We start from the raw sequence: 14,077 nt of genomic DNA, 5'->3' as shown, positions 1-14,077 counted from the left end.
CTGTTCGGCAGCCATGCTGGCCGCCTTCAGGCAGAAACTCCACTTAGAAGCCTGTCCAGATTTGCCGAGCCACCTCTACCAACGGGCCCCAACCGGTTGTGACGCTCCAGCCTTCACTGCTGCTGCCTCGCTGCTCATCCCGGCAGCAACATACTCCCAGAACATTGCACGCTCATGCCGATTGGCGACCGGGGGCCTCCCTGACGACCGCAGTTGTGATCGCGTGCACCGGTTCGATCGTCGCTTTTTGATACCCATCGCTCGCCTCCATTTTCGAAGCGTTGCAACGACCGGTTGAATCCGCCCAATACGTGTCCATCAAGTACACCGAGCGCCTAGCCGAAGCTGGGATCGAGCTGTCGGTCGGCAGCGTCGGCGACAGCTATGACAACGCTTTAGCCGAGACGATCAACGGCCTCTACAAGGCTGAGGTCATCCATCGCCGTGGGCCATGGGGCAGCTTCGAAGCCGTCGCCACGCTTAAGTGGGTCGACTGGTTCAATCATTGCCGGCTGCTGGAGCCCATCGGCAACATCCCGCCTGCCGAGGCCGAAGATCAATATTATGCTGCCGCAAACACCATCGAAATGGCCGCGTGACTCACAACCCAACGCCTCCGGCAGACCCGGCGCGGTTCAACGCCGCTCAGCCGCCTAGGCTGAGTGGCGGTTCGTAATGGGGTAAGGCTTTCGCATAAAAGTGCGGACTACATCGTGTGGAGACCGGTTCGCATTAGACCGCATGCAAAGCCATGGGTATGGCTAATCGCCGATGGCTCCCATCATGCGACCGCAGCGAAGTTCCGACTTGGCAGATCAATCACAGGGAGGCACTTGAAGCCGGGGCGGGCGAGAAGATAACCTTGGATATAGTGGACCCCCATCACACGGAGGACGTCGTATTCCGCTATTGTTTCGATGCCCTCGGCAATAATCACGATACCCAGCGAGTGAGCTATGCGGATTACACCCTCGACAATCATCCTGCGTGGAAGGCTCGCTTCAATCCCTCGCACGAGCTCCATGTCAAGCTTGATATAGTCGGTCTGAAATTTTGCGAGAAGCCCGAGCCCGGCGTGTCCCGCGCCGAAGTCGTCGATCGCAGTGCCGAACCCCATCTTTCGGTAGGTCTCCACGATGTTTTTCACGTGGTCGGTGTCGATCATTTCTTCATTCTCAGTAAACTCGAAAATCAATCGATCGATCGGCAAACCTGTCGCGCGCGCTGTCTTTAGGGTTAACTGGATGCAAGCTGCTGGCGAGTACACGGCGTTTGGCAAGAAGTTAATGGAGAGCTTGGCACCGGTATCGAGGCTGCCCGCAGCGACTGCGCCTTCTATCGCAGCCACACGGCAACGCTGGTCGAACGCATACCGGTTTTCGCTCGAAACGCCCGAAAGTACCTCGGCCGCACTTTGCCCGTTGCCGCCGCGCACCAGCGCCTCGAATGCGAAGGTGCGGCCTGTTTCGACATCGACGATCGGCTGGAACGCCATCGCAATGTCGAATTGATCGCGATCTGATTTACAGCCTTGGCATCCGCCCTGCATGCTCGTTTCTCCAAGCCCGAGGCTAATTGATGAATACTAAAAGCCGGTAAATCTTGGAGAACGCAATTGGCCTTCCGATGTTGCAGGCTAGCGCACGTTTCGCAATCAACCCGTCATTTTTACGGGTGTAAGTCGAGTCCCGCGTCATCGATTGACTGGCGAAGTTTCTGGAGCCCCCGGCGAACCCAGCTTTTCACCGTGCTAACCGGCACGCCTTGCATTGCAGCCATATCTGCGTGCGTCAGGCCGCCAAAAAAGGCGCCATAGATAGCATCGCGCTCGCAGATCTTAAGCGTTTCAAGGCACGCCAGCAGTCCCGCATTGGCTTCACCTTCTAGCATTGTCTCACTGATGAGCGGGATGGGATCTGCAATTTCCCACGCGCCCTCGATGGGCACCGATCGGCGGACGTACTCGGTACGGACCCAATCTATGCAGCGGTTTCGCGCAAGTGTCGACAGCCACGCAATTGCACTGCCACGGCCAGGATCAAAAGCGCCGGCCCGATTCCAGATCTTCAAGTAGACGTCATGGAGCATGTCCTCAGCGGCGGCCTGACTGCGGCAGACGCGAAAGCAAATGCCGAACAGCTTCGAACGCGTGAGTCCGTACAGTTCGCGAAACGCCTCCCGATCTTCCTGACCGGTGCGGATAAGCGCCAGCGTTAATACCTGCTGGGTGCTTAGCGGTGGGACGCCATCAGCCACCGAAAACCCGATGGCCTCGCCAAGCACGACGACGCGATCGAGAATCTCACTTGCCGCGGTGCCGGAATTTCCCACGTGTCTACTGTCGAAACTATGGAAAATCGATTTCATGAAATCGTCAACGTCGCCCAGTTCGCTAAGTTGCGACCTCAAGGGAGATTGTGAAAATACTGCGAGGATCGTGCCTCGGCCGCCATTGCCGCCTTCCGGTTTCGCTTCGCTACACCTCCAGGCGGCAATGGCAACGGAGGCTACGATGCACTAGGCGGCGTGGACAAATTCAGCGAAGCGTTTCTACGCTCACCAGCTTGAGGTCGCCATCGAAGGGCTCGACGTATGCGCAGATGTTGTCCGAGAACTCGTCCATCAAATTGAGCCCTTCGGGATCATAGTCGTTCTCGGCGACCAGCCTCAGCTTGCCGTCCACAAAGGTGCAACTGACGTTGTGTTCGTGCGGATAGTGAAGCCGAAACGCTTCGGTGATGTCGCGCGCCGCTTCGTCTCCCGCTGCGGCGGGAACATCGTGACATTCCAAAGTGATGCGATACATGTGTCGATGCTCCAGGTTTTGCGAACCTATCGGGAAACAGGGCTCACGGGGAAGCCGAAATGATTGACGAGGCGTCCGGGGATTGATTCAAGGCTGCTTTTTGGAGGCAGGCTTGAGCAGGGGCGATCTCACCGAAGCAGAATGGCGCGTTCTGAAGAGTTTGTTGCCCATTCAGGCTGAAAACCGTGGCCGAGGCAGACCGCCCGAGCAGAACCGCTTAATTATCAACGGCATCCTGTGGCGGCTCCGCTGCGGCGCTCCATGGCGCGACGTGCCGCCCAAATACGGGAGCTGGAACACCATCTATCGCCGGTTCCGGCGATGGAGTGAAGCCGGGGTCTGGGAGACCGTTGCCGTGACGCTGGCCGAGGTCATGGCGGACAGCGCCCATTACAGCATCGACAGCACCACCGTTCGCGCCGACGTATCGGCAGCGGGCGGAAAAGGGGGGCTCATCGACGCGCTCTTGGCCGCTCGCGGGGCGGGTTCACCAGTAAGCTTCACTGCCTGGCCGATGCCCTCGGACGACCGCTCGCCTTCCATCTGACGGTCGGCGAGGCGGCAGATTGCAAAGCCTATGACGCCCTCATCTGCCTGCCCGAGCGTGCACCTGACGCCTTGCTCGCCGACAAGGGCTACGACGCCGACGCAATCCGTGCCGACCTTGCCGAACGGAATATCGAGGCTGTCATTCCTGGCCGGTCAAACCGTCGCGTGCAAATCGAGCATAATCGGGCGCTCTACAAGCAGCGCAATCGCATCGAGCGCATGTTCGGACAGCTCAAGATCAACCGCGCTATCGCCACCCGATACGATCAATTGGCCAACAGCTTCCTCGGAATGGTCCATCTCGCCACCGCCAGATACTGGCTCAAATTTGTCCACGCCGCCTAACAATCAACACGGACCACTCAGTGGGCCGGTCAGTCGGCTGACGACAGCGTCGTCAGCCAGTCAATCTGTCTTCCAAGGTCATCACCATGATCAGCCCGCCACCACAATGCGGTAGCAGGTCGCGTCGTCGCGCCTGCTGGGTTCGATCGCATGGCTTTTCTTGCGCAGGCCAGTCAGGGTAGCCCGCGTTGTGTGCGGCAGCCGGCCCGTCGCGGCGATCAGCTCCGCCAGCATTGCGCCCTCCTCACGTTGGAGCAGCGCAATGACTATCGCACTCTTGGTCTGACATTTGGAAGCTGGCTGAGCAGGCGTGGGCTGTTCGACATCCGAACCAGCCCCCTCCCCTTCCCCCAGACCGATCGCCTCGAGCCCCGCCGGGGTGTTGAAAACGCCGTAGCGCAGATCACTCTCCTCGCGAGCGACACTTACCGCATCGTCAGTCTCGCGATCTTCCATTGTGACAGGATAATGCTGCCACGATCTTGGCCGCGAGTCCGCGGAACAGTCAGCCGGCGCAAAACGGAAATCAGGGCTTCTGGTCTCCCGACGATAGGCACCCGGGGGACGGGGCTAACGTCGGGAGTAACGACACTACGCCTGTCGGCGATATGGAGCCGCTGATTTGGTGCTTACTAAGGGAGCAAAAAATTTTCAACTTACGTGACAAAAAACGCGCGACAATGGCGCATCGCTGACGCTCGTGAAGAGAACGATGAAGCGTCACGGTTGATCAGAGGCCATCACCAGCGACGGCCTGCGCTCGTATCGAGCCGCAATTACGGGTCTGGCATTGTCAGACGAACGTGTAAGCGGGGCCTTGGACGGTGATACAATCGGCGATAAGCCGAAAATCGAGACCCAAGCCATCTTTCCCGTTCCGGCGCTTTCACTCGTGCCCAGAGCTGATCCGCGAGGTAGTGATGTTATACGTGCGGTTTCCGCTCTCCCTTCGGAATGTCGCGGATCGGCTGTTCGAGCTCGGTTTCGACCTTTGCCATGAAACGGTGCGGCTGTGGTGGAACCGCTTTGGGCCGATGTTCGCTGGGGAAATCCAACGCAGGCGGGTGAATTGGACGCGGGGCTTCCGGCACTGGCCGTTGGCATCTCGACGATATATTGTACGTCAATCTCAACGGCGAGATGGTCTACCTGTGGCGTGCCGTCGATCAAGAGGGCGAGATTCTCGAGCTACGTCACGAAAACCCGCGATAAGGACGCGGCACTCGCCTTCATGAAGAAAGCGCTGAAGCGTCACGGATTGCCCGAGGCGATCGTCACCGACGGACTTCGCTCCTACCGCGCGGCGATCACCGAACTCGGAAATGCGGATAAGCAGGAGGTCGGTCGCTGGACGAACAACTCGCTCGAGAACAGCCACCTTCCCTTTCGACTACGCGAACGAGCGATCCTCAGGTTTAGGCGAATGAAGACGCTACAGAAGTTCGCCTCGGTCCGCTCTAGCGTCAATAAGCACTTCAATCTCGAACGCCACATCGACGACCGCCAGACCTTCAAAAAACGCCGTTTAGCCGCCCTGGCTGAGTGGTAATCGGCCATGGGATAGGCTCGTCACTTCAAGGAACGGGCTGCATCGCGAGGCGACTTGTTCGCGTAGAACTGAAAACACCCGCGGTAGTATACCGGTCGGCCACTTAGAAAAGGTGGCCTGTAAATAGGCGTTGAACCGGGACCCCCGATCGGCGTCGAAGAGGGACCCCCTAACAGCATTGAGCTGACGTCGATGATGGAGTCCCGTTCGCGGTGCTCGCGGCGTAGGGCGGGCGTAGCCCGACCGGAGGCGCGAGCACCGCGAATAGCTCTTTCTGCCTATCGTGCCGGGATCAGCTGCGGTTCTTGAAGCGCCAGCTGTCGTTGCCGGTTTCGACGATGTCGCAGTGGTGGGTGATGCGATCGAGCAGCGCGGTCGTCATCTTGGGATCGCCGAACACGCTGGGCCACTCGCCGAACGTCAGGTTGGTGGTGATGACCACCGAGGTCTGCTCGTAGAGCTTGCTGATAAGGTGGAACAGCAGCTGGCCGCCCGACCGGGCGAACGGCAAATAGCCAAGCTCGTCGAGCACCACGAGCTCGTGGCGACGCAACTGGGCCGCGAGCGCGCCAGCCTTGCCGATCCGCGTCTCCTCCTCGAGCTGCGTCACCAGATCGACGGTGTTGAAGTAGCGACCGCGGGCACCGGCGCGGATGACGCTGGCGGCGATCGCGCTGGCGAGGTGAGTCTTGCCCGTGCCCGCGCCTCCGACCAGCACGACGTTGCGGCGGCCCGGCAGGAACGAGCCTGCGTGAAGCGAGCGCACCAGCCCTTCGTTGATCGGGGTGTTCTCGAACACGAACGCGTCGAGGTCCTTCACGACCGGCAGCCTGGCAGCCGTCATGCGGTAGCGGATCGAGGCGGCGTGGCGATGCGCGCCCTCGGCGCGCAGCAGATCGCTCAGGATCTCCATCGCGGTGCGCTTGCGCTGAACACCGGTGGTGACCGCTTCATCGAACGCACCCGCCATGCCCTTGAGCCCGAGCCCGCGCATCGCGTCGATCATCTCATGCCGCTGCATGAAGGCCTCGCAGGCTGTCGTAGCGGGCGCAGTTGGCGATCGGCGGGTGCATCAGCGCTAGATCCTCAGACGTGACGATGGATGAAGGCCGGGGTGGCTCTCGCCGGCGTGACAGGATGTTGAGGATCACCTCGTCGCTGACAGCACCGGCATCGAGCGCCTCGCGAACGGCGCCCTCGACGGCATCCAGGCCATCGCTGAGGACGGCCGCAAGAACGCGGACGAACCGCCGATCGGCATCGTCGTCGCTACCAAGCTTGCGGCGCAGCCGAGCGAGCGCAGCCGGTAGATCCCAGCCTTGGAACGGCGCCCCGTTGCGCAGCGCACCGGGCTTGTTCACCAGCACCGGCAGATAATGCCAGGGGTCGTAGATCGTCCGGTCGCGACCGAACAACCGGGGATGATCGGCGATCACTTCGTCGCCCATCCGCACGACGATCCGGTCGGCATAGGCCCGGACCTGGACCGCACGACGCACCGCCTTGGCGGCAACCGAGTAGCGGTTCCGATCGAAGCTGATCAGGCAGGTCCCGGTCACCGCATGCTGCGTCTCGTGGAAGCCGTCGAACGCCGCGAGCATCGGCTGAAGCGCGGGCCGCTCCAACTCCAGTGCCTGCGCGACCGTCATCTCTTTATGCTCGGGATGCGCATGCATCTCCGCCCAGCGGCGGCACTCGGCTTCCAGCCAGCCATTCAGCTCCTCCAGGCTGGCGAACCGCGGCCGCGGCTTGAAGAGCCGGCCTCGGATCGTCTGGACCTGATGCTCGACCTGGCCCTTCTCCCAGCCGGCCGCTGGCGAGCAGGCGGTCGGCTCGACCATGTAATGATCCGCCATCACCAGGAAGCGACGGTTGAACACGCGTTCCTTGCCGACGAACACGGTGGTCACCGCGGTCTTCATGTTGTCGTAGATGCCGCGCAGCGGCACCCCTCCGAAGAAGGCGAAGCCACGCGCATGCGCGTCGAACACCATCTCCTGCGTCTCGCGCGGATACGCCCGGACATAGACCGCCCGCGATGCGCAAAGCCGCCCATGGGGGACCTTCACGCGCATCGGCTTGCCCGCGATCTCCACGTCTTCATGGCTCCAGTCGAACTGGTACGCCTCGCCCTGCCTGAACAGCAGCGGGATGAACGCCGCCACGCCCGCGCCGGGATCCTTGAGCCGCGCCTCGGCCCAGCGCGTGGCGTAGCGCCGGACCGCATCGTACGCTCCCTCGAAGCCGTCGCGCAGCAGCAGATCATGGATCCGCGTCATCCGCAGCCGATCGCGACGCGGGCGCGCCTCGTTCTCTGCCAGCAGTGTATCGAGCCGCTCCTGGAACGGTCCGATCCGCGGTAGCGGCTGCACCGAACGATGATAGTCGAACGAACCTTCCGGTGCCCGGATCGCCTTGCGCACCACCTTGCGCGACAATCGAAGATCCCGCGCGATCGCCTTGATCGGCTTGCCGCCGGCGTACTCACGCCGAACCCGAACCACAGTCTCCACCACCAACATCCCGATCTCGCCGCCTGAGAATACCCAGGCCGCTGTCTAAACCATCGAAATGAGGGGTCCCTTTTGGACGCCTATCACCCCGCTAAGGGGGTCCTTTTTGCACCCCGATCCACAGGTTGCCAAATAAGTCGTATCCTTTTTCAAGTAACCGCAAAAAGTAGCATAAATATTTTAGAGCGAGCATTTAGCTTAGACGCCCACGGAGTGCACTTCTCCCTTAAGCTGCGACCTTGAAATCTTCGCCCAGCAAAGTCACGAACTCGCCAAGCGGAAGCGGCCGACTGATGAAATAGCCTTGGATGAGGTCACACCCGCACGCCGAGAGAAAGTCTAGGCAGGCGCGGTCCTCGACACCCTCGGCGACGACCTTGAGCCCGAGTTCGTGCGCCAACTCAATCGTCGAGCGCACCAGCACGCTGTCGGCACGATTGACATGCGCGTGCTGGACAAAGCTGCGGTCGATCTTGAGTTCGTTGAGCGGCAATTGCTTGAGATAGGTGAGCGTCGACTGGCCGGTCCCATAATCGTCCATAGAAACCGCCACGCCGATTTCGCGATAGCGGTTCAGCGCGGCAATCGCGCTCGTCGGATCGGACATCGCGGCGGATTCGGTCACTTCGAACACTAGGGCCGTGCTCGGCACGCCCGAGGTAAGCAGTATGTCCTCGACCTGCGCATTGAACGCGGTGTCGGACAGCAAGTTCGCCGAAATATTGACCGCAGCCGTGACCGAACCGTGGAGCACGCGCCAGTCGGCGACATCGCGCACGACGCGTTGCAGCACATGCAGCGTAAGCGGCGCAATGCGATTGGTCTTTTCGGCCAGCGGGATGAAAACGTCGGGCCCGACGAACCCGCGTTCGGGATGTCGCCAGCGCACCAGCGCTTCGGTGCTGGTGATCCGTCGTTTGCGCAGATCGTACTTCGGTTGGTAATAGACATCGATCTGGTCAGCGGCGAGCGCGGCATCAAGCTCGCCCATCAACGAGATCGAGCGCTCGAGGTTGCCATCATCGGCGACGCTGCGTTGCCAGAAACTCCCCGCCTGAAGCGCTTCGTCCGCCGCCATTGCAGCGTCGACGAGCAAACGTTCGAGCGTGTCGCCAGTCCCGCTGGCGAGACCGAGGGCAATCACGACGTCGACCCGCCGCCCGGCAACCTCGACCGGCTGCAGCATGATCGCGCGCAATCCGTGGAGCGTGTCGTCGATCGCTTGATCCTGCGGCAACACGAACGCAAGGTGCCGGTCTGCGGTGCGATAGACCCGCCCATCCTGCGCGACCAGCGCGAGCCGATCGGCGATGCGCAACACGACATCCGCCCCGCTGCGTGGACCGAGCACAGCGAGCAGGCTCTCGTAATTATTGAATTGCGTCACCACCAGCGTGCACGTCGCGCCACCCTGCCGCTCCGCCACCAGGGATCGACCGTTGGGCAAACCGGTCGCCTCGTCGATCGTGCGTTGCAGACGGAACCGTCCGGCGACATCGCGGACCCCGCACGCCAGCCCGGCGACTGCGATCATGCCCAGCCCGGCCGCCAGCGGATAGACGATCAGCAGCGCATGCTGCGCGACCAGCACCAGGCCGGCGAGGACGACGTGAGCGCCCAGCATGGCAGGAAGAATAGCGATGCCTCTGGTCCGCACGATCAGCAGAATCGCGACGAGCGCCAGCACCAAGGGCACGGCCGGCTCGCCCGCTACGGGCACGCCACGGAGCAAGGTCTCGGAACCGAGCGCTTGGATGAACACTCCCGGGATGACGCCCCATAACGGTGTCCCGTAGCGATCGCCCATTTCGATCGCGGTCGCGCCGATCAGGATCGAGCGACCGCGCACCAGTGCCGGATCGAACTTGCCGTTGCGCACGTCGATGAAGCTCAAACGCGGGATCGTCGCGGGGTCGATCGACATGTCGATCGGGAAGCCGGTATCGGCGGTGCCCGAGCGCTGCGCAATATAGGCAGAGATCGAGGGTCGCGGGGTGCCTGCGGTAATCGTGCCGAACGGCATCGAGCGGACCTGCCCGTCCCGATCGGGCCGGATGCTGACCGAGGCGAGCGCGACGTTCGGCCGGAACAGCGGGATCGGCAGCGCATCGATCGTGCGCTGGTCGAGCAGGTCGGCGCTCTGGCCGAAGGTCGGCAAGGTCACCATGCCGTCGGCCCGCGCGAGCGCGGCCGCGAATGCGGCGTCGCCTGCCGGATCCGACGCCGACGAGAAATCGACGTCGAACAGGATCGAAGTGGCGCCCGCGTGGCGCAGATGATCGACCACCGCGCTGTAATGCGCGCGAGACCAAGGCCAGCGCTGGATCGCCTTCGCGCTCTTGGCATCCATCTCGACGACCAGCAGCTTGCCGCTGGCCGCACGATGGACGACGGCGAAACGGGCGGGCGAAATCGCGCGGTCGAGCGCGTCGCCGATCGGTAGCAACGCCAGCAACGTCCCAATCAGTACGCTGACGCCGAGGATTGCCCAGTTCGAGGTGCGGCGGGCAAAGGCTTTGCCAAAGGCGATAAGGCGTCGCATCAGATCAGCCGCGATAGGCGGAAGGAGAAGCGCGGATTGCGCTTGCCGGTGTCGAAACGATCGGCGTTGAGGGGCAGCGCAACCTCGATCATCGCGCCCAGCTTGCCGCGGCCAGCCCGTACGCCTGCCGAGGTCGACAGCAGTGCGCCACCGCCGCCGCCGCCGCGCAGGTTGGCGACGTAACCGCCATCGACCGAGCTATAGAGCTGCAATCGATCGATAAGCCGCGGCACGGCCCGCCCGAGATCGAAGCGGATCTCGCCCGATCCGAGGATGCCGTTGTCGCCAGTGCGTTCGGCATAGTCGTAGCCACGGCCGAAGATTGGGCCGCCGACACCGATTTCCATCGTCGCCAGCAGCGGGCGCGACGCGACCTGTCCTTCGGATGCGAGCGCCACGCTGACCCGCCCGGTGAGCGGTGCGGTCCATTCGGCGGCATAGCCGAGGATCACGAAGCGGGCATCGCCATCGCCGCGCGAACTGCGGGGCGCTCCCTCCTGCGTAACGCCCGGCAGCGGCAGACCGTCGATGAGATGGACCTCGCCGCGCACGATGCCGGATCCGGCGCGTGCCGTCCCGTTGAGCGACCCGGTCAACGTCGCGATACGATCATTGCGCAAGGGGAAGCCGAGCAGGCTCTGATTGCTGCGTAGGCCGCGCACCTCGATCGTTCCCCACAGGCTTTTGGCCCGCGTCCGTAGGATCGGCTTGGAATAGAAGACGCTGGCGTCATAGCTTTCGCCGGTCACATCGAGCGGCGTGAGCGATCCGCCGGGCTTGGCGCGCCCATAGGATGCCGATGCCGACAGGATCGCGCCGTTCGCATCGATTGGTGCCGAATAGCGGCCACGCACGAACAGAAATTCGGACGGATTGATCGGGGTCTGCGCAACGACAAAACTCGCCTCGTCCCCCGATCGGAACAGGCCGCGCGCATTGGCGATGATCGTCGAGCGCAGTGGCCCGACTTCGTTGCTGCCGCGATTGTCGATCTGCGCATAGGCGCTCAGCCGATCCTCGGCGATGGTGACCAAGAGGATGCCAAAGCCATCCTGCCGGACGAATTTGCTCTCCTTGACGCTGACGCCGGGAATGTCGCCGACGAGCAGGATCGCTCGTTCCAATTGCTCGCGACGCACGGCTCGCCCGGTAACCAGTGCGGTGGTCAAGATGTGGTCGGCACGCGCGTTGGCATGGCCAATGACGCGAACCGCCGCCAGCGAACCGGCGTCGAGACGCACGCGCAAAACACCGTTCTCCAGCGTTTGCGGTTCGATCCATGCGCTGGCGAAGGGGTAGCCCGCCTGGCGCGCAACATCGGCCACTCCGTGCGACAGCGCCTTGAGATCGGCGCCTGTAAGATCGCGGCCGATATAGCCGACGAGCGTCTCGCTGAACCGGCTACGGGCGATTTCGCCGCCGCCCTCGACGATGATCGCGTTGGCGAGACGGGTCTCAGTCTGCGCCTCCGACCTTGCGACTTTCGGAGCAATCGACACCACGGGATCAGCCGTAGGCGGCGCCTCCACGGCTTGCGGGACGACACGCTCGAGGATCGAAGGGTCGGCGCGGTTCAACTGTGTCTGCGCCTGTGCAGCACCCCACGGACTCAATGCAGCGGCACCCCCTGCCAGCACGCTTCTAACACCACGCATCCATAAATCCCCAACCAATGTGGTGAGGTTAGCGGCCAAGCATTTGCAAAAGGTTAGCCTGGGTTTGACTAACATGAATTTTACCAAATCGTTGAACCTCCCGCACATGCGCCCCCGCTAATCAGGGGTGATGAAATCAAAGGGGATGGGCATGCGAAAAGCGTTTGTCGCGATGCTGGCGGCGAGCTGCTCTTCAGCGGCAGTTGCGGGCGAACCGGGCTGGATCGTCAGCGAAATCAGTGGGTCGGTCCAAATTGCACGCGCTGGGACGAGCAAGGTCGCGACTCGCGGGATTGGCATCTCCGCTGGTGACACCGTTTCGACAGGGCCTGGCGGACGTGCCGTTCTGGTTCGTGGCAGCGAATATCTGATGGTCGCCGCCAACTCGCGGCTGCGCCTTTCCGAGGCGCAGCAGGCGAATGGCTTCACGCAGATGTTCGAAGATTTCGGCAACGTCGTCTTCATGATCAAGAAGAAAATGACGCCGCATTTCGAGGTAAAGACGCCTTACCTCGCCGCCGTCGTCAAGGGCACGACCTTCTCCGTCGGGGTGACCGCGGCGGGGGCTTCCGTGCAGGTACTCGAGGGTGCGGTCGACGTCGCGACGGTCGATAATGGCGCGCATGAACTGCTGCGTCCAGGCGCGGTCGCGCAGGTCGTTGCGAACGATCTGTATCGGTTGGCGGTGGAAAGCGATGGCGTCCGCCGCGTGATCGCGTCGCCCGCGGCGCCGACCGCCCCGGTGATGTCGTCCCCGGCCGCTTCTGCAGAAACGCCAGCAGCGGACGCTGCTGCGCCGGCCGCAGTCGCTTCTGCGCCCGATGCGACCGTGCCTGCTCCTAGTGCGCCTCCAGTCCCGCCGAGTGCCGCCGTCGTCGCGCCGAGTGCCGAAGCCACGGTGCCCAAGCAGGTGGCGATCGTCGCGGCTGTGTACGAAGCGCCCGTTTCGCTCGCCACCGTTACTGGCGGGCTGGTGACCGGCATGAGTGGTGCCAATATTTCTGACGTTTCGAACGCGACGCGCGTCGCAGCCGAGGCCTCGAATTCAGTCGTCAAGGCAGTTGAGATCGCATCGAATTCGACCGCGGGCGATGCAATGAAGGACAAAACGACGCAGTCGGTGGTGGCCGTGGTCGAACGCGCTACCGCGACCGCGGCGAAAGCCGATACCGACAAGAGCAAGAGCGGAGCGGATGTTGCTACCGCTACTGCGGCTGCGGACCAGGTGGCCAAGGACGCCGCGGACAAGGCGGCGCAAGACGCCGCCAAGGCCGCGTCGGACAAGGCGTCCAAGGATGCGGCAAAAGCTGCAGACCAGGCTGTAAAGGATGCCGCCGACAAGGCAGCGCAAGACGCCGCCAAGGCCGCGTCGGACCAGGCGTCCAAGGATGCGGCAAAGGCTGCAGACCAGGCCGCCAAGGATGCCGCCGACAAGGCTGCGCAAGACGCCGCCAAGGCCGCGTCGGATCAGGCGTCCAAGGATGCGGCAAAGGCTGCAGACCAGGCTGCCAAGGATGCCGCCGACAAGGCGGCGCAAGACGCCGCCAAGGCCGCGTCGAACCAGGCGTCCAAGGATGCGGCAAAGGCTGCAGACCAGGCTGCAAAGGATGCCGCCGACAAGGCAGCGCAAGACGCCGCCAAGGCCGCGTCGGACGAGGCGTCCAAGGATGCGGCAAAGGCTGCAGACCAGGCTGTAAAGGATGCCGCCGACAAGGCAGCGCAAGACGCCGCCAAGGCCGCGTCGGACCAGGCGTCCAAGGATGCGGCAAAGGCTGCGGACCACGCCGCCAAGGATGCCGCGGACAAGGCTGCGCAAGACACTGCCAAGGCCGCGTCGGACCAGGCGTCCAAGGATGCGGCGAAGGCTGCGGACCAGGCCGCCAAGGATGCCGCCGACAAGGCAGCGCAAGACGCCGCCAAGGCCGCGTCGGACCAGGCGTCCAAGGATGCGGCAAAGGCTGCAGACCAGGCCGCCAAGGATGCCGCGGACAAGGCCGCACAAGACGCTGCCAAGGCCGTGTCGGACAAGGCGGCTAAGGACGCGGCAAAGGCTGCAGACCAGGCTGCAAAGGATGCCGCGGACAAGGCTGCGCAAGACGCCGCCAAGGCCGCGTCGGA

Annotated in this window: 9 protein-coding genes and 3 pseudogenes; 4 read left to right on the top strand and 8 right to left on the bottom strand. The window is 62.9% G+C overall.

What is annotated here, in order from left to right; translation table 11 throughout:
* Positions 1 to 302: 302 nt before the first annotated feature.
* Positions 303 to 599 (top strand): annotated as a pseudogene (locus tag IE187_RS20305) (integrase core domain-containing protein); the annotation flags it as partial.
* 182 nt (positions 600 to 781) lie between these two features.
* On the opposite strand, the gene IE187_RS20300 reads toward IE187_RS20305, so the two are convergent.
* The 3 genes from IE187_RS20300 to IE187_RS20290 form a co-directional block, all read right to left on the bottom strand.
* A complete protein-coding gene (locus IE187_RS20300; protein ID WP_229839608.1) occupies positions 782 to 1,549 on the bottom strand; it encodes an EAL domain-containing protein in 768 nt (255 codons plus the stop codon).
* A gap of 119 nt (positions 1,550 to 1,668) precedes the next feature.
* Positions 1,669 to 2,367 (bottom strand): RNA polymerase sigma factor, encoded by a 699-nt coding sequence (locus tag IE187_RS20295; protein ID WP_189677822.1) that lies wholly within the window; start codon positions 2,365 to 2,367, stop codon positions 1,669 to 1,671.
* A gap of 169 nt (positions 2,368 to 2,536) precedes the next feature.
* Positions 2,537 to 2,806 carry a hypothetical protein gene (locus IE187_RS20290; protein WP_189677821.1) on the bottom strand — a complete coding sequence of 90 codons (270 nt, stop codon included), beginning with the start codon at positions 2,804 to 2,806 and terminating at the stop codon, positions 2,537 to 2,539.
* Positions 2,807 to 2,888: 82 nt separating this feature from the next.
* Between IE187_RS20290 and IE187_RS20285 the strand changes: the two are divergent.
* Positions 2,889 to 3,700: pseudogene (locus IE187_RS20285) on the top strand (IS5 family transposase).
* A gap of 90 nt (positions 3,701 to 3,790) precedes the next feature.
* Here IE187_RS20285 and IE187_RS20280 read toward each other — a convergent pair.
* Positions 3,791 to 4,156: a DUF3489 domain-containing protein gene (locus tag IE187_RS20280; RefSeq protein ID WP_189677820.1), complete on the bottom strand. Its 366-nt coding sequence runs from the start codon at positions 4,154 to 4,156 to the stop codon at positions 3,791 to 3,793.
* 383 nt (positions 4,157 to 4,539) lie between these two features.
* On the opposite strand from IE187_RS20280, the pseudogene IE187_RS21840 reads away from it, so the two are divergent.
* Positions 4,540 to 5,249, top strand: a pseudogene (locus IE187_RS21840) (IS6 family transposase).
* A gap of 292 nt (positions 5,250 to 5,541) precedes the next feature.
* Here IE187_RS21840 and istB read toward each other — a convergent pair.
* From istB to IE187_RS20255, 4 genes are all read right to left on the bottom strand, one after another.
* The gene (gene istB / locus IE187_RS20270; RefSeq protein WP_189677819.1) at positions 5,542 to 6,270 is read right to left on the bottom strand and encodes an IS21-like element helper ATPase IstB; all 729 of its coding nucleotides are present in this window, start codon (positions 6,268 to 6,270) and stop codon (positions 5,542 to 5,544) included.
* A complete protein-coding gene (gene istA / locus IE187_RS20265) occupies positions 6,257 to 7,771 on the bottom strand; it encodes an IS21 family transposase (protein WP_189677818.1) in 1,515 nt (504 codons plus the stop codon). The genes istB and istA overlap by 14 nt, the downstream gene beginning before the upstream one ends.
* A gap of 217 nt (positions 7,772 to 7,988) precedes the next feature.
* The gene (locus IE187_RS20260; RefSeq protein ID WP_189677817.1) at positions 7,989 to 10,304 is read right to left on the bottom strand and encodes a putative bifunctional diguanylate cyclase/phosphodiesterase; all 2,316 of its coding nucleotides are present in this window, start codon (positions 10,302 to 10,304) and stop codon (positions 7,989 to 7,991) included.
* Positions 10,304 to 11,959: a ShlB/FhaC/HecB family hemolysin secretion/activation protein gene (locus tag IE187_RS20255; RefSeq protein WP_229839604.1), complete on the bottom strand. Its 1,656-nt coding sequence runs from the start codon at positions 11,957 to 11,959 to the stop codon at positions 10,304 to 10,306. Before IE187_RS20255 ends, IE187_RS20260 begins: the two co-directional genes overlap by 1 nt.
* Positions 11,960 to 12,110: 151 nt before the next feature.
* On the opposite strand from IE187_RS20255, the gene IE187_RS20250 reads away from it, so the two are divergent.
* Positions 12,111 to 14,077: FecR domain-containing protein (locus IE187_RS20250; RefSeq protein ID WP_189677816.1), on the top strand; the 1,967-nt coding region annotated here is incomplete at its 3' end.

The organism is Sphingomonas glacialis, from assembly GCF_014653575.1.
GTDB lineage: Bacteria > Pseudomonadota > Alphaproteobacteria > Sphingomonadales > Sphingomonadaceae > Sphingomonas > Sphingomonas glacialis.
Note: the sequence above shows the minus strand (reverse complement) of the source record. Positions and strands in the feature narration are given on the sequence as shown.

Excerpts from the sequence above, each read along its gene's own strand:
- IE187_RS20300 (WP_229839608.1), bottom strand. The coding sequence starts at position 1,549 with ATGCAGGGCGGATGCCAAGGCTGTAAATCAGATCGCGATCAATTCGAC.
- IE187_RS20295 (WP_189677822.1), bottom strand. The coding sequence starts at position 2,367 with ATGAAATCGATTTTCCATAGTTTCGACAGTAGACACGTGGGAAATTCC.
- IE187_RS20290 (WP_189677821.1), bottom strand. The coding sequence starts at position 2,806 with ATGTATCGCATCACTTTGGAATGTCACGATGTTCCCGCCGCAGCGGGA.
- IE187_RS20280 (WP_189677820.1), bottom strand. The coding sequence starts at position 4,156 with ATGGAAGATCGCGAGACTGACGATGCGGTAAGTGTCGCTCGCGAGGAG.
- istB (WP_189677819.1), bottom strand. The coding sequence starts at position 6,270 with ATGCAGCGGCATGAGATGATCGACGCGATGCGCGGGCTCGGGCTCAAG.
- istA (WP_189677818.1), bottom strand. The coding sequence starts at position 7,771 with ATGTTGGTGGTGGAGACTGTGGTTCGGGTTCGGCGTGAGTACGCCGGC.
- IE187_RS20260 (WP_189677817.1), bottom strand. The coding sequence starts at position 10,304 with ATGCGACGCCTTATCGCCTTTGGCAAAGCCTTTGCCCGCCGCACCTCG.
- IE187_RS20255 (WP_229839604.1), bottom strand. The coding sequence starts at position 11,959 with ATGCGTGGTGTTAGAAGCGTGCTGGCAGGGGGTGCCGCTGCATTGAGT.